Source organism: Clostridioides difficile ATCC 9689 = DSM 1296 (assembly GCF_001077535.1).
Classification (GTDB): Bacteria; Bacillota; Clostridia; order Peptostreptococcales; family Peptostreptococcaceae; genus Clostridioides; species Clostridioides difficile.
The window spans coordinates 2,175,972-2,196,020 of sequence record NZ_CP011968.1; the positions used below are offsets into that span (position 1 = coordinate 2,175,972).

At 26.1% G+C, this 20,049-nt stretch carries 20 protein-coding genes; 9 read left to right on the forward strand and 11 right to left on the reverse strand.

What is annotated here, in order from left to right; translation table 11 throughout:
* Positions 1-348 precede the first annotated feature (348 nt).
* From CDIF1296T_RS10585 to CDIF1296T_RS10605, 4 genes are all read right to left on the reverse strand, one after another.
* On the reverse strand, positions 349-1,161 hold the full coding sequence (locus CDIF1296T_RS10585) for an alpha/beta fold hydrolase (protein ID WP_009897160.1): 813 nt from the start codon (positions 1,159-1,161) through the stop codon (positions 349-351).
* A gap of 25 nt (positions 1,162-1,186) precedes the next feature.
* Positions 1,187-1,816 (reverse strand): TetR/AcrR family transcriptional regulator, encoded by a 630-nt coding sequence (locus tag CDIF1296T_RS10590; protein ID WP_009897162.1) that lies wholly within the window; start codon positions 1,814-1,816, stop codon positions 1,187-1,189.
* A gap of 343 nt (positions 1,817-2,159) precedes the next feature.
* Positions 2,160-3,815 (reverse strand): dihydroxy-acid dehydratase, encoded by a 1,656-nt coding sequence (ilvD, locus tag CDIF1296T_RS10600; RefSeq protein ID WP_009897163.1) that lies wholly within the window; start codon positions 3,813-3,815, stop codon positions 2,160-2,162.
* A 340-nt stretch (positions 3,816-4,155) separates the two neighbouring features.
* Positions 4,156-4,455, reverse strand: coding sequence for a hypothetical protein (locus CDIF1296T_RS10605; protein WP_003435203.1), 300 nt, complete (start codon positions 4,453-4,455; stop codon positions 4,156-4,158).
* Between the two features lie 258 nt (positions 4,456-4,713).
* Here CDIF1296T_RS10605 and CDIF1296T_RS10610 point away from each other — a divergent pair, with 258 nt between their 5' ends.
* A complete protein-coding gene (locus tag CDIF1296T_RS10610; RefSeq protein ID WP_009897164.1) occupies positions 4,714-5,394 on the forward strand; it encodes a VanZ family protein in 681 nt (226 codons plus the stop codon).
* 109 nt (positions 5,395-5,503) lie between these two features.
* Here CDIF1296T_RS10610 and CDIF1296T_RS10615 read toward each other — a convergent pair whose 3' ends face one another.
* The gene (locus CDIF1296T_RS10615; RefSeq protein ID WP_003435199.1) at positions 5,504-5,761 is read right to left on the reverse strand and encodes a hypothetical protein; all 258 of its coding nucleotides are present in this window, start codon (positions 5,759-5,761) and stop codon (positions 5,504-5,506) included.
* 548 nt (positions 5,762-6,309) lie between these two features.
* Between CDIF1296T_RS10615 and CDIF1296T_RS10620 the strand changes: the two genes are divergently transcribed.
* On the forward strand, positions 6,310-6,681 hold the full coding sequence (locus CDIF1296T_RS10620; RefSeq protein ID WP_003428913.1) for a helix-turn-helix domain-containing protein: 372 nt from the start codon (positions 6,310-6,312) through the stop codon (positions 6,679-6,681).
* Here CDIF1296T_RS10620 and CDIF1296T_RS10625 read toward each other — a convergent pair.
* Together CDIF1296T_RS10625 and CDIF1296T_RS10630 are read right to left on the reverse strand one after the other, a co-directional pair.
* A complete protein-coding gene (locus CDIF1296T_RS10625; RefSeq protein ID WP_009889993.1) occupies positions 6,678-6,818 on the reverse strand; it encodes a hypothetical protein in 141 nt (46 codons plus the stop codon). The genes CDIF1296T_RS10620 and CDIF1296T_RS10625 overlap by 4 nt on opposite strands.
* Before the next feature lie 664 nt (positions 6,819-7,482).
* On the reverse strand, positions 7,483-8,379 hold the full coding sequence (locus CDIF1296T_RS10630) for an AraC family transcriptional regulator (protein WP_009897167.1): 897 nt from the start codon (positions 8,377-8,379) through the stop codon (positions 7,483-7,485).
* A gap of 141 nt (positions 8,380-8,520) precedes the next feature.
* On the opposite strand from CDIF1296T_RS10630, the gene CDIF1296T_RS10635 reads away from it, so the two are divergent.
* Positions 8,521-9,948 (forward strand): MFS transporter, encoded by a 1,428-nt coding sequence (locus CDIF1296T_RS10635; RefSeq protein WP_009897169.1) that lies wholly within the window; start codon positions 8,521-8,523, stop codon positions 9,946-9,948.
* A 195-nt stretch (positions 9,949-10,143) separates the two neighbouring features.
* On the opposite strand, the gene clpB is transcribed toward CDIF1296T_RS10635, so the two are convergent.
* From clpB to CDIF1296T_RS10650, 3 genes are read right to left on the reverse strand one after another with little or no spacing between them, the layout of a single operon-like run.
* Complete coding sequence (clpB, locus tag CDIF1296T_RS10640; RefSeq protein WP_003435194.1) at positions 10,144-12,738, reverse strand: ATP-dependent chaperone ClpB; 2,595 nt, start codon at positions 12,736-12,738, stop codon at positions 10,144-10,146.
* Positions 12,739-12,774: 36 nt separating this feature from the next.
* Entirely contained in the window at positions 12,775-13,371 is a 597-nt protein-coding gene (locus tag CDIF1296T_RS10645; RefSeq protein WP_003435191.1) for a hypothetical protein, read from the reverse strand.
* Positions 13,372-13,387: 16 nt separating this feature from the next.
* Entirely contained in the window at positions 13,388-13,792 is a 405-nt protein-coding gene (locus CDIF1296T_RS10650) for a replication/maintenance protein RepL (RefSeq protein ID WP_009897171.1), read from the reverse strand.
* A 366-nt stretch (positions 13,793-14,158) separates the two neighbouring features.
* Between CDIF1296T_RS10650 and CDIF1296T_RS10655 the strand changes: the two genes are divergently transcribed.
* The 6 genes from CDIF1296T_RS10655 to CDIF1296T_RS10680 all read left to right on the forward strand — a co-directional run bounded on the left by CDIF1296T_RS10655 (position 14,159) and on the right by CDIF1296T_RS10680 (position 19,204).
* Positions 14,159-14,533, forward strand: a complete 375-nt coding sequence (locus CDIF1296T_RS10655) for a GntR family transcriptional regulator (protein ID WP_003424232.1) — start codon at positions 14,159-14,161, stop codon at positions 14,531-14,533.
* A complete protein-coding gene (locus tag CDIF1296T_RS10660; protein WP_003435188.1) occupies positions 14,530-15,393 on the forward strand; it encodes an ABC transporter ATP-binding protein in 864 nt (287 codons plus the stop codon). Before CDIF1296T_RS10655 ends, CDIF1296T_RS10660 begins: the two co-directional genes overlap by 4 nt.
* Complete coding sequence (locus CDIF1296T_RS10665) at positions 15,393-16,031, forward strand: ABC-2 transporter permease (protein ID WP_009897175.1); 639 nt, start codon at positions 15,393-15,395, stop codon at positions 16,029-16,031. Before CDIF1296T_RS10660 ends, CDIF1296T_RS10665 begins: the two co-directional genes overlap by 1 nt.
* Positions 16,032-16,522: 491 nt before the next feature.
* Positions 16,523-16,936 (forward strand): GNAT family N-acetyltransferase, encoded by a 414-nt coding sequence (locus tag CDIF1296T_RS10670; RefSeq protein ID WP_003435184.1) that lies wholly within the window; start codon positions 16,523-16,525, stop codon positions 16,934-16,936.
* A 190-nt stretch (positions 16,937-17,126) separates the two neighbouring features.
* On the forward strand, positions 17,127-18,344 hold the full coding sequence (locus CDIF1296T_RS10675) for a M20 family metallo-hydrolase (RefSeq protein ID WP_009893396.1): 1,218 nt from the start codon (positions 17,127-17,129) through the stop codon (positions 18,342-18,344).
* 161 nt (positions 18,345-18,505) lie between these two features.
* Complete coding sequence (locus tag CDIF1296T_RS10680) at positions 18,506-19,204, forward strand: aspartate/glutamate racemase family protein (RefSeq protein WP_003435180.1); 699 nt, start codon at positions 18,506-18,508, stop codon at positions 19,202-19,204.
* A gap of 219 nt (positions 19,205-19,423) precedes the next feature.
* Here CDIF1296T_RS10680 and CDIF1296T_RS10685 read toward each other — a convergent pair whose 3' ends face one another.
* Positions 19,424-20,041, reverse strand: a complete 618-nt coding sequence (locus tag CDIF1296T_RS10685; RefSeq protein ID WP_009897181.1) for a nuclear transport factor 2 family protein — start codon at positions 20,039-20,041, stop codon at positions 19,424-19,426.
* Between the last annotated feature and the right edge of the window lie 8 nt (positions 20,042-20,049).

The window sequence follows — 20,049 nt, forward strand, 5'->3', positions numbered from 1 at the left end:
ATATTAAAAAATACATGTTTGCTTATATACAAAACTTACTAAAATGTCTTTAATATTTTTGTATACAAACATTATATTTTTTATATAAAAAGCTCATAAAAATTTTGATTATATTTTCATAAGTTAACAAATGTGGGTATAATATGAATTTACAAAATTCCTCTGTTTGTATAAGTGCTTTACCAATACAACAATATATAATCACATTGAAGCTATATTTGTATTTATAGTAGATAATGTATCAAAAATTGGTTATGAATAGTAAAAATACCAGTTAAGCATATTTTCATGTTTCTATTTTTAACATTAAATTTCCAATCTTCATATGTATATTTTTAACAAAGGTGTTTACTTATTTAAAAACTCTAAAACTCTTTCATTAAAATCCTGTGCTTCTTCATATGTAGCGTGTCCCAATCCCTCATAGATAAATATTTCGCTTTTTTTAATTTTTTCTGCTAAATGAAAAGAAGCATTATTTCCAACAATTTTATCATTAGCACCTCCTATAATTAAGGTTGGACATGTTATTTTATTTAATTCGGAAAAAGCATTATGTTCTATGCAAGAGGTCGCTTGAATAATAAATCGTTTAAAATCCTTTGGTTTACCTACTTTTCCTAAAAAAGGAATAAATAATTGGTATTTTTTTAAATATCTTTCAGAATAGGATTTCTTTGCTGTGTCAATCATTAAATCATTGTAATTCTGCTTCTTCGCCATATCAATCCAGCTACAAATAACATTTTGGATAGTATCATTTTGCTTTGAAGAAGTAACTGCCAACACAAGTTTCTCAACTAACTCAGGATAATCAATTGCCAGATATTGAGCTATCATTCCACCTTGAGAAACACCCATTACTTCTGCTTTCATAATTCCAAGTTTTTTCATTATATCTGCTTGGTCTTTAGCCATATCCCTTGTGGAATATTTTTCTGTAATTTGATTTTTTCTACTAAATACATAAACCTTATAATCTTTTGCAAATTGCTTATATCTAAAAGCAAAAGCAATCGCCTGTATTTTTCCATGTAAAGGAAATAAACCATCTCCTAATCCTGGTAAAATAATTAGTGTCTTCTTACCACTACCAAATTCAATATAATTCACTGTATTACTTCCTATCATCATTTGACAGCTTTTTGCATTATAAAACATAGTCTATTCCTCACTTTTCCTATTATCATTGTTTAAATAAATCTTTAAATTTTTGAATACCGTACTCATCAATTAGAGGAATATCCATTTTTTTTAACATGAATAATAAAAAATCCAACCTATTACATACTTCACTGTATTCACGTTTAAATAATACAGGGTCAAGTAAAATATCAATACTAAAAACGAGCATTTCAGCTAATTCCTCTGGATATTCACAAGAAAATTCTTTATTTTCAACACCTTGTTTAATTATCTTAGCAATATTGGGTGCAACTACATTGTTGAGATTACGAACTTCCTCTATTAAAGCGAATGGGATTTTTTCTAACCAGCTACAATGTACCATTTTTCTACGTGTGTAATCATTCGCACTATGAACAACCAATTCTATTATTTTTTCATTTGCTGTAAGGGTGTCATCAGCAACAAGATACTCTAAAAAATTATTCATTTGTGAGTAAAGTTCTTTTGTGACACTTCTCAGTATATCTTCTTTAGTTTTAAAGTGATGATACATTGCACCTCTAGATAGACCAGATAAATTGATAATATCTTGTGTAGATGTTGAATCATATCCTTTAGACGAAAATAGTGAAAATGCTGATTGGATAATTTTTTCTTTACTATTTTTACTTTTTTCTTCTCTATTCATATTTCCCTCCTAAAAACAGACTGTCTGTTTGTTTTTTATTATACATTTTAATATTTATTATGTCAAGAATTAACTGACTTTCAATTTCTTCATAGTTCAGATGGAATGAAAAGCATTCCACATCAAACTTTTAAAAAGTTGTATTACCTCAACAAGGTCTAAAAGATACATCTCTATGCTGTACTCGTATTCCTTATAATAGAGATGTATTGTTTTCAAAGATAATCAAGATTTTGCTGTGTTTTTCATACAAAATAAAAAGGATACCTCATTAGTGATATAACACCTAAGATATCCAATTAATATTTTCTTAACTTTTTCTAATTTACATAAATATAGTCTACTATTTTAAAACTGCTCCTGTATTTGCTGATGTTACCAATTTAGCATATCTACTTAAGTATCCATGCTTTATTTTCGGTTCTAAAGGTTTAAATTTTAATTTTCTATTTTCTATTTCAACTTCATCTACTTTTAACTCTAATTTTTTGTCTGGTATGTTTATAGAAATTATATCTCCTTCTTCAACTAGTCCGATTAAACCACCTTCCATAGCTTCTGGAGAAATATGGCCTATAGATGCTCCTCTAGTTGCCCCTGAAAAACGACCATCAGTAAGAAGTGCTACATGCTTATCAAGTCCCATTCCTGCAACTGCTGATGTAGGAGATAGCATTTCTTTCATTCCTGGACCACCCTTTGGACCTTCATATCTTATAACTATAACATCACCTTTGTTTATTTTTTTACCAAAAATAGCATTTACAGCTTCTTCTTCTGAATTAAAAACTCTTGCTGGTCCTTCATGAACTAACATTTCTTCTGCAACTGCTGACTTTTTTACAACAGCTCCATTTAGAGCAAGATTTCCTTTCAATATTGCAAGCCCACCTTGGTTACTATATGGATTCTTTAATGTATGTATTACTTCTTCATTTTCTATTTCACAATTTCTTATATTTTCCCTTATAGTCTTGCCTGTTACGGTTTTGCAATCTAAATTTATTCCATTTATCTTTGAAAGCTCGTTCATTATAGCTGGTATTCCTCCTGCCATATGTAAATCTTCAATATGATGTTTTCCACTTGGACTTAATTTTGTTAAACAAGGAGTTTTTTCACTTATTTCATCAAAAAAATCTAAGTTAAGCTCTATTCCTGATTCATAAGCTATTGCAGGTAAGTGAAGTACTGTATTTGTAGAACCAGCCATTGCCATATCCACAGCTATAGCATTTTTAAAAGCATCTATTGTTAAAATATCTCTAGGTTTTATGTCGTTCTTAAGTAACTCCATAACATACATACCTGCATATTTTGCTATCCTTTTTCTTTCTCCAGAATGTGACGCAGCAGTACCATTATATGGTATCCCCATGCCTAAAGCTTCTGTTAAACAATTCATGCTATTTGCTGTGAAAAGACCAGAACATGAACCACATCCAGGACAAGAGTTCATGGCTAACGCTTCTAATTCTTCTTCACTTACTATTCCATCTTTACATGCTCCAACACCCTCCATTGCAGAGTTAAAATCATATACTTTTCCATTTTTTTTACCTGGAAGCATAGGCCCTCCACTCACAACAATACTTGGTATATTAAGTCTTGCAGCAGCCATTAACATACCTGGCACTATCTTGTCACAATTAGGTATAAGTACCAAAGCATCAAAACCATGTGCCATAGCCATAGCTTCTATTGAATCTGCTATTAATTCTCTTGAAGCCAGGGAATAATTCATTCCTACATGCCCCATAGCTATACCATCACATACCCCTATAGCAGGAAATTCTAATGGCAAACCACCACTCATTCTTACTCCATTTTTTGCAGCTTCTGCTATTTCATCAAGATGCAGATGACCAGGAATCACCTCATTTTGTGCATTTACTATACCTATTAATGGTCTTTCAATTTCTTCTTTAGTAAGACCCATTCCATACATTAACGCTCTCTTTGGAGCTCCTTCTATTCCTTTTTTTATATCACTTCTCATAATATTACCTCTTTCTTACTTTTTTAAATTTTCATAATATTATTATAATATATTTTTCTATTAATTAATTACGAAAATTGTAAAAAAATATTAGCATATACTAATGAAAATTTATTACGATTTTTTATCAATATCTTACACAATCGTATTATATAATATTATCTTTTAAATATATTTTATAAACTAATATATTTTACAAATTGTTGAGTAATATTTTATGATATAAATCAGAAGAAGCACTTCTATAATAGAAAGTGCTCAACTATGAATAAGATTAATAATATATTTGCCTTAGTAATATATTTGCCTTAGATATATAGACTTTTATAAATATTAAAGATTAATCAAATCTGATGTTTGAAACTTTATCCCAATTAATCTTCCTTGAATAGTCTTCTGGATGTGATAATCTAACTATATGAGTTGAATTATCATAGCTGTAATAAATTGTAGTAGTACCATCAACTGGATTCTTTTTGTATCCTTGATACACAGCACTATTTGGTACTTTCTTTTCAACAAAGCTATATGCAGATGAAGTATCAATAGTTTCTATTTTATTAGGAAATATAAACATATAAAAAGCTACTACTATAAAAATACATATGCATGTAATACTATACCATTTAATCCATTTCATAAAATTCCTCCTACTTTACCAAAATATACTATTATTATTTCCATATATTTATAATATTTATACATACGATAAAATTTTTATATACCTAACTATATAATTGTAGAAACTTTGATTATATATATTTTTAATCTTAATAATATATTTTTATAAATTAATAAATTTTTAAGATTTTATTAAAAGATTTTTAAAACTTACAGTTTAATATAAAGATAGTACTTATAAAACTAAAAACATAAATTTGAAAGGGGACAAAATAAAATGATATGGACATTTTATTCATTTATTTGCGTTATATTACCATGCTTAATATACCAAATAGTCGTTATAAAACGAAAAAATTTGAAAGTTGAAAAGAATGTAATGATACATTTAGTATGGGTATATATTTTTTTATTATATATCTATCTAGCACTTAGTAAAGCTGGAATTGGTAGCATATGGGATATAGGAAGGTATAGTGGGCTTTTTAGAATTGATGAAATAAATCTAATACCTTTTGACTCAGTTGGCATCTTAACATATATTTTAAATATAATTATGTTTATGCCTTTAGGATTTTTACTACCTTTAATTTGGAAAAATTTTAGAAATATTATCAATGTTTCATTAACTGGATTAGGTTTTTCATTAGCAATTGAACTTTGTCAATTGTTTAACTTAAGAGCTACAGATATTGATGATTTAATGATGAACACATTAGGTGCTGTTTTAGGATATTTGATATGGGTAGGTGTAAATAATTTATTTAATCTTATAAAGAAAAAAGATATTTTCCCATCTATATATAAAAATATTATTCAAGATGAAATTGCTATTACAATTGATGATGACATAAGCGAAAAAATTACCTCTCTTTACAAAAATGAAGCTATTATATATTTAATACTTGCTGTTTTAGGAGAATTTTTATTGTTTAATTGGTCCATTATACCTTATTAAATAATTTATTGATAAAACAAGTGTACTTCGATATTTACAAATATGTAAAGCCCTCTTTCATACTACAAAAGAAAGTGGGCTTTAGTTATTAAATTAAAATGCACACTCACTATTTAGCTGGCATCTGAAATATTTTATTAACATTGTATCTGACTTTATTTGATGTTATATAATCATATTTTGTTCCATTTTCAATGAAGTTTTGTATATTGTCCAACACTTGTATAGCTCTTGTATTATTTTCATAATCTCCTATTTTTACAGTATCAATTTTACTTTCAAATACTGCATAAACTTGACTACCATCTATTTTAATTTGGTTTATCTGCATTAAATTAGTTTTATCTTGACTTCTAATTATTATCATATCAATTCCTCCATTTACTTAATTCATTTTAATTTCTAAGAAATAATATTTTATAATTGATTTATAGATTATTTAAATTTTTAAACTTAGTATTTTATTTTTTAATACGATTATTTATATCAATTACATCTCTAATAAAAAATTCTCTTAAAGAATACTTTTTTGATAATACTTTGTTTTATTTGTAGATTGCATTTTTGACCATTATAACTAAATTAGATAATCTAATGTATTAAAGCATAAAATTATCTATGCTACTGATTTATTTTATACATTTGGTAATTTTACTTGCAAAAAATTTTGTACATATTGTTTATATCTCAATTAAGGGTTTTCAAAACTTTCTATATATTTATTAATTAATTCAGTTTCTTATTTCAACATACCACCTCTCATCAAATTACCATTTGTATAATTCATATTATACATATACAAATGGTAATTTTCAATATATTTTATTATTTTAACCTTTTTTTTTTATATTTTTGGTAATTTTATTTTACTTTTTATCAAAATAACTTATAATTTCGGTAAGGAGTGATGTACATATGGAAAGTTTAGGAGATAGAATAGCAAATCTACGAAAAGAATTAGATATAAATCAAAAAGAACTTGCTACTAAAGTCGGTATAACTGAGGCTAGCTTGTCACGTTATGAAAATAATTTAAGAGAACCTAAAAGTGAAATAATAGTTAGATTAGCAAAAGCATTAGAAACATCAACAGATTATTTATTAGGCGTAAATGATAATACAAAAATAAGCAAAGAAGATAAATTAATCATAGAGAACTTATCAGTAAGTGAAAAAACAAAAAAGCTCTTAGAAAAAATATATTCTCTTGAAAAAGAAGATAGAGAAGCTATAGAAAAAATGATTGATAATGCCTATTTAAAAAGATTCCTTAAAGAAGAGAATTAATTCTCTTCTTTTTCTTTATACAAAATCTCAAGTAATAATTCATAAAAAGTAATATCTTCACTCAATAAATGTTCTAATTTCATTCCTATATCTTCAATTTTTTCTTTTTTTGTAACAGTAGTGTTTGACTTTTCCACATATACCATCCCCCAACAAACTTACGTTCTTAATGTTAGTCAGAAATTCCCAACAAATTTTTAATAAAGTTTATGTAATTGTATTTTGATTTTATAAAATATATTTTGATTATCCAAAATTTCCCTAGATAATTATCTTAATTATATAATAATACTTTTATTCTACAGTTGCAATAAAAAACTCGTAATAATAACAAAAAAATCTATTATTGTAGAATCTTGTATGTTTTTTCTATTTTTATATATTTTTCAGGATGATTTTTATTATAAAATTTTTTATAAATATATAATTTTTTTATATTTATTTGACTTTCTTTTAATTCTTTAGGATGGATTTAAATTTTCTATAAAAATCATACTATTTTAGCTGTTTACTTGCTTATTTAATAGTTTTATTTCTTTGATTAAATATCTTTCAGAATCTAAGCCAGATGTCTCAAAAAAATTGATTTATAATATAATCATTTTTTCTGCTATTCTTATTTTTCCAGTTTTAGTTTCATATTAAAATATACTTTTCATAGACACTGCATTCTTTCATACTCATTTTCACATTTAACTATACAAGTAGTCTTACTCATTTATGTACTATACTTTATTAATATTTATTAAGAAAAACTCAAAGATTTAAAAATATATATTTTCTATAAAGTATATTTATGAATTATTTCATATCTTCTTTTAAAATAACATTACTAACTTCTCTATGTTCATTTCTATACTTAGTTGGAGATATATTATAATTCCTTTTAAATAAGCGACTAAAATAATTTATGCTATCAAAGCCACATCTCATAGCAATTTCTGTCATATTTAAATCTGTTTCCTTTAAATAATATATAGCTTTATCAAGCCTGATTCCATTTATAAAATCGATTGTAGTCTTACCTGTTATTTGCTTAAATGTTCTACAAAAGTGATGTGCACTCAAGTTCACACGACTAGCAAGTTCTTTTAATGTAATTTTATCCATATATTTTTCTTCTATCAAATCAAAGATACATTCAAATTTTTCCAAAGAATACTTTCTTTTTATAAATTCATCTTCAGAATATATTTTATCAATATGACTTCTTAATAAGAGTACTATTAATTGATAGATATTAGCTTTTATAGATAACTCATATCCAACTTCTTTATTGTGATATTCATCAAGTATAGTTGTAATACATTTTAAAATCAGAGAATCATTTTGAATTAAATTATTAAATACAATATGATTTAAAGCCAATGGTGCTAAGTACTTGGTTTGTAACAAATCAACTTGATTACTAAAAAGGAATGTGGGTTCAATACGAATACTATAGAATTTTAAATTATCTGATAAGCTTTCTAAATAATGTAATTCATTACTGTTTGCTATTACAATATTTCCAGGCACTACCTTAAAATTATCCAATCCACATTCAAGATATGCTATACCATCAATAAAATAATATATTTGTAGATGCTCATGCCAATGTCTTTTAAAGTTTGCTCCTTTTTTAATGTCATCCTTTAAAAAAATATCTATAAAGTTTTCTTGACCTTTCCTGTTAAAATATGTATTTTTATCCTTCATTATTCCCCCTTCATCAAAATAGTGCTAATTATAAGCAATATAGTTATTGTATTCATTATTTCATATCGCTATTATATAAAATGTAACTATCATTGTAAACATTAACATAATGCCAGTCATTATAATAAGGAGGTAATAAAAATGACAAACTCTTTTAAAAAAGATGATAATAGAAAAAAAATCACAGTTTTATTTGTAGTCATTGCCATGACTTTTATGGCAACATTAGATTCTAGTATTATAAATGTTGCTCTCCCAGTTCTTGCAAGCAAACTAAATGTATCTCTAGCATCTATTGAATGGGTAATAGCAAGTTACTCAATTATTATTTGTTCAACACTATTATTTTTTGGAAGACTTGGAGATATTATTGGTAAATCAAGAGTATTTCAAGTAGGTACTATTCTCTTTACATCAGCTTCATTACTATGTGGATTAAGTAATTCTTTAACTTTACTTATAGTTTGCCGCTTTATTCAAGGAATAGGCGCTTCTGCCTACATGGCAAACAATCATGGAATTATCACAGAACTATTTCCAAAAGAAAGCAGAGGAAAAGCCCTAGGGATTTTAGTTACTGCAGTTGCTATTGGAAATATGGTTGGACCATCTGTGGGAGGATTTATTTTGTCAATATTTGATTGGAATGTTATATTTTTTATAAATATTCCAATCGGTCTTATTGTAATCTTTTTAAATACAAAATTTCTTCCTAATAGTAAAAAATCTTCAGAAAATATGGATAAAACTGGTGCTATACTTCAATTTTTAGGAACAACATTATTTTTTAGTGCTCTAATTAGTGCTCAACAAACAGGATTACTAAATCCATATATATTAATTGCACTATTATTATCAATTATTTTTATTATATTATTTTTGATATTAGAAAAAAAACATCCTCAACCGCTTCTTGACCTTGAAATTTTTAGAAGTTTTAAATTTTCATTGAATTTAATTTGTGCTCTTACATCATTCATTTGTATTGCATCATCAAGTATTTTAATTCCATTTTATTTACAAAGTACTATGAAACTTCCCCCTATTCAAGCAGGTTTATTTATGATACTATCACCTTTGATTTTAGCCATTTTTTCACCTATATTTGGGAATATATCAGATAAAATTAAGTCAGAAAAAATTATTTTAATTGGTCTTCTCGTTATGAGTTTTGGATTCTTTCTAATGTCAAGATTGAAAGAAAGTTCTGCCCTTATTTTATTTGTAATTTATATATCGATAATATCAATAGGACAAGCTATATTTCAACCTGCTAACAATGCTTTGATAATGTCAAGCTGTTCTAGAAGTAAGCTAGGAGTTGTAGGAAGCATAAATTCCCTTGTAAGAAATTTAGGACAAGTTATAGGTATTACTATTTCTACAACACTTTTATATAATTTTATGAGTATTAAAGCTGGATATAGGGTCAATGATTATGTGATTAATAATGATAAAATATTTGTATTTGGAATGAGAAATGTTTATATTATTGTTACACTTGTTTGCTTAATAGGTGCAATATTAATTGGCTTTTATTTATTTAAATATAATAAAAATGAACAATAGTTTTTATAATTATATTCAAATTATGATTATATTATAAGAAATTTACTAAAATACTTCCTTTGAGTTAAATTTAATTTGGACATATTGACTTAAAAATGTTTTATTAATTTGATAAAATATTTCTTTTCCTATAGTTTATAAATAAAAATCAGCTGAGCAAAATATTTAGTATATTATGCTCAACTGATTCCTTTATTATTTAACTAAAACTTCAATATTTTCATCTTTTCCATCTATAACTATAGTACATCCATTATACACATCTCCAGCAATAAGTTTCTTTGCAATTATAGTTTCTAATGTATTTCCTATATATCTCTTAAGAGGTCTTGCTCCATATACAGGGTCATATCCTTCTCTCACCATAACATCTTTTGCTGAATTTGTAACTTCAATAGTAATATCTTTTTCTTTTAATCTATTTTTTAAATCTTTCATAAATATATCTATAATTTTCTTGATATTTTCTTGGTCTAAAGGCTTAAACATTATAATATCATCTACTCTGTTTAAAAACTCAGGTTTAAATCTATGCTTCATTTCATTCATTACTAAATTGTTAGTAGTCTCTGTTATATTTCCTCCTGCTTCTAATAGATAATTACTTCCTATATTAGAAGTCATTATTATAAGAGTATTTTTAAAGTCTACTGTCTTACCTTTATTATCAGTAAGTCTACCATCATCTAATATCTGTAAGAACATGTTAAATACATCCTCATGTGCTTTTTCTATCTCATCAAATAGTATTACAGAATAAGGAGCACGTCTAACTGCTTCTGTAAGTTGACCACCCTCTTCATATCCCACGTACCCTGGAGGAGGTCCAACTAGTCTTGATACAGCATGTTTTTCCATGTATTCAGACATATCTATTCTTATTATATTATCTTCACTATCGAATAAATTTCTAGCAAGAGTTTTTGCAAGTTCAGTTTTACCAACACCTGTAGGGCCTAAGAAAATAAATGAACCAATTGGTTTTCTTTCATCTTTTAATCCTGCTCTTGCACGTATTACTGCATTTGAAACTGCTGTAACTGCTTCATCTTGTCCAATAACTCTTTTATGAAGTTCATCTTCTAGTTTAAGTAATTTTTCTCTTTCTCCTTCAACTAGTTTAGTTACTGGTATACCTGTCCATTTTGATACAATGCTAGATATTTCTTCTTCAGTAACTTCTTCTTTTAAAAGAGAATTTTCAGAACCATCATTCATATTTTCTTCGTACTGCTTTATTTGTTCTTCTAACTTAGGTATTTCACCATATTTAACCTCTGCTGCTTTGTTGAAATCATATTCTCTTTCATACTTTTCAGCTTTACCTTTAGCTTCGTCTAATTGAGCCTTTAAGTTTTTAATATCTAATATTTGACTCTTTTCTTTTTCATATTTTGCTGTCATTTCATCATTTTTAGATTTTAACTCTGCTATTTCTTTTTGAATATCATCCAATCTTGATTTACTTTTATCATCATTTTCTTTAAGTAATGCTTCTCTTTCAGTTTCTAATGTAAATAACTTTCTTCTAACAACATCTAATTCTGTTGGCAATGAATCTATTTCACTACGAATCATAGCTCCAGCTTCATCAATTAAATCAATTGCTTTATCTGGTAAAAATCTATCTTGTATATATCTATGAGAAAGTTTTGCTGCTGCTACAATAGCATTATCATGTATTCTTACTCCATGATGTATCTCAAATCTTTCTTTTAAACCTCTAAGTATAGATATTGTATCTTCAACAGTAGGTTCTTCTGCAATTACAGGCTGAAAACGTCTTTCAAGAGCCTTATCTTTTTCTATATACTTTCTATATTCATCAAAAGTAGTTGCACCAATACAGTTCAATTCACCTCTTGCAAGCATAGGTTTAATAAGATTACCTGCATCCATTGAACCTTCTGTTTTACCAGCTCCAACAATAGTATGAATCTCATCTATAAACAGTATAATTTTTCCATCAGAACTTTGAACTTCTTTTAAAACTGCCTTTAATCTTTCTTCAAATTCACCTCTATATTTTGCACCAGCAATTAAAGCTCCCATATCAAGTGAGAATACAATCTTATCTTTTAAACCTTCTGGGACATCTCCTCTTACTATTCTCTCTGCTAACCCTTCTACAATTGCAGTTTTACCTACACCTGGCTCACCAATCAATACAGGATTATTTTTTGTTCTTCTTGATAAAATTCTTATAATCCTTCTTATTTCTTCATCTCTCCCAATTACAGGGTCTAATTTATTTTTCTTGGCTAAATCTACTAAATTTGTTCCATATCTAGCAAGTGCATCATATGTGCCTTCTGGGTCTTGTGTTTCTACTCTTTGACTACCTCTCACTTGTGATAAAATATTTAAAAAGTCATTCTTATTTATATTATATTGTTTTAATATTTTACCAACAGCTGATTTTGATTCTGTTTCCATCATTGCAAGCATAACATGCTCTACACTTATATATGAATCTTTAAATTCTTTAGAAATACTCTCTGCCTTTATAAGCACCTCATTTATTTTTCTAGTAGCTGATACTCCTTGTGAGTCAGCACCTTCTCCATATACTTTTGGAAGCTTATCAATTTCAAAGTTTACAGTATTTCTCAAAGAATCAATTGATATATTCATTTTTTCGATTATATTTGGTATCAATCCATCCTCTTGATTAATAAGTGCTGAGAAAAGATGAATTACATCTACTTGTTGGTTATGATTTTTTACTGCTTCGTTATAAGCCTCATTTAAACTTTTTTGAACTCTTAAAGTCATTTTTTCTACGTCCATATAAATCCCTCCATTTTAATATTATATCCAAATAAATTAAATTCTCTCATTTATAATTATTGATTTTCTAAGCTCTAAAAGACTATCAAGTAAATTCTCGTTTTTTTGTATATCGAAACTCAATGTTAAATTAAATGTTCCATCTGAATTAAAAAAATCGAATACTTCTTTTGATTTTGCTATTAAATACAAGTCTTCATCTATAAGTCTTTTTTCACCTATTAATAAATACTGACATTTATCTATAAAACTCTTTTTAAAATCAATAGTGTATAGATTTTCTAAAATATTATATTGATAAATAGCAATATTATTAAACACTTTTAATATGTTTGAATTTACAAAATTGTAAATTTGATTATTGTTATACAGTGATATTTGTTCGTATATATATTCCCTAAATAAAGGATGAATGTTTTGCTTAAGTTTTAAAGTAACTTCAGCTGGTATTTCAAAATAAAGCTTCCAGTACTTAGAGTTATTTTTTTCTAAAATAAAAGCTACTTTGTTCAAACTGGTAGAACTAATCTCCTTTAGTGTACAATTAAAATTATAGTGTCTCAAACTAGTTTTTTCATTCTCAAATACATAGTCAAACCACTGTAGAACATTTCTATCAAGTTTTAAACTCATATAAAAACCTTCTTCCTTATTTACTAACCTTATTAGGTCTTTTTATCTGATTATATTCTGCTAATAAACTTTCTTTATCAGCTCTACTACCTTTATATACTATATGTGGATTTATCATATACTCACCATTTTTCACTCTTTGTAAAAAATCCATTTTTTTCAGCTCCGTAAACAATGAAGATAAAGAAGTTTTTGGATATTCAAATTCACAAGATAATTCATATAATGTTTTTCTAATCTTATTATTTTTATCCATAGAGTTTATTAATTTTAATGGAATTAAATCCTTCTTAGTATACATTCCTTCTACTACTTTAATATAATTCTTAAAACAAACATTCATATACTTACTTTTATTCATAACTAAACTTTTGCTCTCTGTATATTCCTGATTTAAATCCTTTTTTAATGTCTTATCCAAATTAAATATCTCTTCTCACTCTCCTTATCTCTAATTGATAATATAAATATATTACAAAAAAATATGTATGTCAAAACTAAAAATGCAAAAAGTTCACCTTATAAGCAAACTTTTATTTAGCTATAAGCTAAACTTTATTATTTTTTTAATTTAGTATTTCCAATTTATTGGCAGGATTTTTGAACAATATTTATAAATTTTTTAAAAAAATTTAAATCTATTTAATATGGCAGACTTTCATAAAATACATTACATTTATTAAATGTATAATATTGGCAATTAGTTTTTTCTAAAATCAGTTGACATATTATATATATATTTATATAATGTGTATATACTATATATACAATTTAAGGAGGTGTCTTATTGAATATAGTTATTAGTAATTCGAGTGGGAAGCCAATATATGAACAGATTACTACACAAATTAAAAGTATGATTATAAGTGGAGAGTTACCAGAAGGCTCAGCTCTTCCAAGTATGAGACTATTGGCAAAAGAACTTAGAATAAGTGTAATTACTACAAAACGAGCATATAGCGATTTAGAACGAGACGGATTTATTGAGACAGTTACTGGTAAAGGCAGTTTTGTATCTAGTAAAAACATGGATTTTGTCAAAGAAGAACAATTTCGTTTAATTGAAGAATACCTACAAAAAGCAGTTGATACAGCAAAAAGTAGTGATATTACATATGACGAATTAAAAGATATTTTATTTTTATTATATAAAGGAGAATGATAAGTATGGATGCAATAACTATAAAAAATTTAAATAAAACTTATAAAGATTTTAGCCTACAAGATATATCTTTTTCAGTACCAAAAGGGAGTGTAATGGGATTTGTAGGTGAAAATGGTGCAGGAAAAACAACTACATTAAAAGCAATTTTAAATTTAATATCTTATGATAGTGGAAATATAGAAATCTTTGGTCTTGATAGTAAAAAAAATGAAAAAGAAATTAAAGAGCAAATTGGGGTTGTATTTGAGGGAAGCAACTTTCATGAAAATTTAAACACTGACCATGTTTCAAAAATCATGAGTAAAATCTATAAAAATTGGAATGACACCTTATTTAAAGACTACTTAAAAAAATTGAGAGTACCAGACAATAAATTAATTAAGGAGTTTTCAAAGGGGAATAAGATGAAACTTAGTATTGCTGTAGCCTTATCTCATAAACCAAAATTATTAATACTAGATGAGGCAACTAGTTCACTTGACCCTATCGTTCGTGAAGAAATACTAGATATATTTTTAGATTTTATACAAGATGAAGAACACTCTATTATCTTATCTTCACATATTACAAGTGATTTAGATAAGATAGCAGACTATATTACATTTATACATAAAGGAAAAATTGTATTTAGTGAAAATAAGGATGAATTAATTGATACTATGGGAGTTTTAAAATGTAAACCTAGTGATTTTGATAACCTTTCAAGAGAGGATTATTCATATTATCGTAAAAGCCAATTTGGATATGAAGTACTTCTTAAAGATAAACATAGATTTATCTCAAGACATCCAAACTGTATTGTTGATAATACGTCTATAGAAGAAATTATGTTATTTTATGTGAGAGGTGATAAATAATGAAAGGTCTAATTTTAAAAGATTTACTTAATTTGAAAGGAAATATAAAGTTTATACTTTTATTCATCATTATGTTTGGCTTTATGTCTTCTTTAGGAGATGGAAATGTTAATAACTTTATAGGTGTTATTATAGTTTTATGTACTACAATGATTGTTTCAACATTTTCATATGATGATTTGAATAAATGGGATAGTTATGTACTTACAATGCCTATTAATCGCAATGATATTGTATTAAGTAAATATTTAACTATGTTAATATTTAGCTTTATAGGTGTTCTTGTTTCACTTATTGTTAGTGTAACTATTGGTTATTTTAAAAATACACTTATATTAAATGAAACACTACTTATTAATGCACTAATCTTATCAATTTCAGTATGTTTTGGTAGCCTTATTCTACCACTTATTTATAAATTTGGTATAGAAAGAGCTCGTTTATTAATGATTTTATGCTTTTTAGTTCCAACACTAGCTTTATTAGTTTTTAAAAGTATTTTAGAAAATATTAGTTCACCTATTTCTATAGAAATTATACTTAATACACTAGTATATTCTCTTCCATTTGTTGCTATTTTACTATTTGTGATTTCATATTTTATATCATCAAAAATCTATAGTAAAAAAGAAGTATAAAATATACTATATATATTTCTGTATTTAAGTATTTAAATAAAATACTATCGAGTTTATTTTGGTAGTATTTTATTTTTCAACTATTAATCTCTACTAGGTATTTATTATTTTATTACTTATATTTAATAAGACTATTTACTACTTTCTAATCTTATTTATATAATTTATTCATTTTATAAATTGAACTACTAATGATATTATTGAACATAGCAATAGAATAACATCTAAAATAGTTTTTATGTATTAAATTAACTTATTTTAATATTCAACAATTTAGGTTTACTAAATTTATTGATGATTTCTTTTTATATAACTTAAACTACATTTTTATTTAAAAAAATTTAATATCAATAATATAAAATTAAGAATAAGTATTATTAGTTTGACATTAGCATAAATGCCTATTAGAATAATGTTAAACTATATTCTTTCTACTGATTTTATTAAAAAATACCAATATACAAAAGATTATACAAGGAGAAAGTTCAAATATGGAATTAGAAATTACAGAAAAAATAGAAAAACAAGATGAAGATACTATTTTTCAAGGATTATTAAAATATAATCTTGCTAGACTTGAAGATAAAAACCCAGTGGATTTAGGAATATATATTCGAGATAAAGCAGGTAAAATTGTTGCAGGTTTTATAGGTGTTACTCATGGTAATTGGCTTTCTATAAAATACTTATGGGTTAGTGAGAAGCTTAGATATAAAGGTACTGGAAGTCAGCTTTTATATAAGGCTGAAAAAATTGCTAAAGAACGAGGTTGTAAATATGTTTTTTTAGATACATTCAGTTTTCAAGCACCTAAATTTTATGAGAAATTTGGATACCATAAAGTATTTTCACTTGAAAATTATCCTCTAACTGGAAAGAGATATTATTATAGAAAAATACTATAATAATAAAAATCATATTTCATATTTTTAACTTAAAACTTCTGTTCTTCGTCTACAGACTTTATATTTTTATATCATTATTAATACTAAAATAGTATTTTACTATACATACAAAATTATTTGAAAGTTCAAAAATTATAAGTATAAAAGCTAATCTTAGCTTAAATAAAAATTATATTTTTAGGAGGTAAATATGTTAGGAAAAAAATGTATGGATTATCTACAAACATTAGGAAAAATAAGTTCAACAACAAATGGTCTTACAAGACTTATCTTGACTCAAGAACATAAAAAATCTATTGATTTAATTAGTTCATGGATGGAAGGTTTAAATCTTGATATTGAAATTGATGACATTGGAAACGTTATAGGTACATATAAATCAAGCTTTCCAAATGCTCCCACATTAGTAGTTGCATCTCATCAAGATAGTGTAAAGTGTGGAGGTATATTTGATGGTATGTTAGGTATAATAGTGCCTCTAGTTGGTCTTGAAGAAGCAAAACACAATAATAGGTCTTATCCTTTCAATATTAAGCTAATTGCTTTCGCTGAAGAGGAAGGAACTAGATTTGAAACTTCTTTAATGGGAAGTAAAGTTTTTGCTGGTACTTTTAAAGAGGAACTTCTTAAATCTGTTGATGAAAATGGAATTACACTTGAAGAAGCTGTAACAAAGTTTGGATTTAATACAAAAAACTTAACAAATTTGCATCCTAGAAAAGATGTAGATGCATATTTAGAATTTCATATTGAGCAGGGTCCTGTTTTAGAAAATGAATCTCTTCCTGCTGGAATTGTATCAAGTATTACAGGATTTAAAAGTTTTAAGATATCAGTAAATGGTAAGTCTGGACATGCTGGTACACTTCCAATGAATATGAGACTTGATGCTGGATGTTGTGCCTGTGAATGTGTATTAGCTATCGAAAAAGTAGCTAAAACGACTGCTGATTTGGTTGCTACTGTAGGAAAGATGAATTTCTATCCATCTTCATCAAATGTGGTACCTGAAAGAGCTGAATTTACACTCGATGTACGTTCTTGTTCACAAGAAATTCTTGATAATTCTGTAGAAAAGATATTTAATGAAATATCACATATATGTGAAAATAGAAAACTTAATTATACAAGTGAACTTGCTTTTGAAAATGTTCCTGTACCATGTTCTAATAAAATAACAAAAATCATAGAAAAAAGTTTTATAGATTTAAATCTTAATCCTTTTTATATTTATAGTGGTGCTGGCCATGATGCTCAGGAAATGGATAATATAACTGATATTGGTATGGTATTTATAAGATGCGCTGGGGGCGTAAGTCATAATCCTAATGAAAGTGTTTCTGTAGATGACTTGGATACTGCTGTAAAAATATTTTTAAAAATACTAGATAATCTTGATTTAAAATAATTCTTATATAAGAAAGTATATTAAAATATATAATCTAAAAAATCACTTTATATTTATATTATATAAGTGTACAATATAATCTATTATAAAATATAATTTTATGCTTTTATAGATTTTTATTTTATACATAAATATATTTATATATAAAGGAGATAATTTTTATGAATGAAAAATTAATTGGTATTTTGGCTGGAATGGGTCCAAGGTCAACAGCCCCTTTTGTTGATTTAATTATTGATGAGTGTCAATCTCAATATGGAGCAAAATATGATGATGAATTTCCAAAGATGATGATATATTCATTACCTACCCCATTTTATATTGACCGTCCAATAAATCATGAACTTATGAAAGAAACTATAATTGATGGATTACAAAAGCTTGAATCAACTGGTGTAAATTTTATTGCAATGCCATGCAATTCAGCACATATATACTTTAAAGAATTAAAAGAGTCTATTAATATACCAATATTAAATATTGTAGAAGAAACAGTTAAAAAATTACCTACTATCTCACAAAAAGTAACTCTTTTTTCGACTAGTTCAACTTTTGAGTCTACAATTTACCAGAATGGTATAATACATAATGGACATGAATTTATATTTAAAGATGAATGGCAAATAAAATTAAACAATCTTATTCAAAATATAAAAATGGATAAAGAAAATCCACACAATATTGATATTTGGAATAAACTTATTGAAGATGTTAAAAATGAATCTATAGAAAATATAGTAATTGCTTGTACTGATTTAAATGTAGTTTTAGAAAAATCATATCCTTCAATAAATATTGTTGATTCATCAAAATGCTTGGCTGAATCAGTTGTCAATAAATATCTAAAATTAGTTAAATAAATTTTTCATGCACTATATTATAAAAAATATATGTTATAAGTTTATTTTAAATAGTATAGACTTATAACATATATCATAGTTTCTTGACAATATAGAAATTAACCATGTATTTCATTATATTAATAAAAAGGATACCAAAAATGGTATCCTTCATAAATATTTATATGTTTATTTATAAAAATAATCATATATTTATTACTTTACTACACCTAAACAATATTATTCAAGTGTATTCATAGAGTTAGAAAATTCTTGTCCTGCTGTAACAAGATTAGATAACAATACATCAGCTACTGCATCATTTACTGAACTTATTATCCATTTATTATCCTTTTTAGAACATTCAAACTCTACATTTTTTGTAACATAAGTCTCTTTAACGCTTTTTTGTTTTTCTTTCATAATTGATACTAACATTTCAGTTGTTTTCTCATCAGTTAAGTCTTGTCCTGAAAAACTCATACCAATCATCTTTGTAAATGCCTCAGCTACTATTTCTTGAAGTAATGGTGTTGAATCTATAAATTTACATTCTACTTTGATTGTAGCCTTATCACCTTTAACCTCGCTGTCTTTTATTGTATATGTGATTTTAGATGCATTCTGTTTTAGATAATCTAAAACATATTGGGCATTTGGGTCTTTTGTATCTAATTCCTTTAATATATCCTTATATTTTTCGTCATTATTTTCCATTACCTTATTCATGCCTTCAAAGTCAAACTTTTTCGCACTGTTAAAAAAACTATCAATTGTATCTTCTGGTTTTGCACTTGAACATGCTGTTAAAGATATTGCTAATAAAAAAGTTGTTAAAGCTAATATGATTTTTTTCATATCTCAAA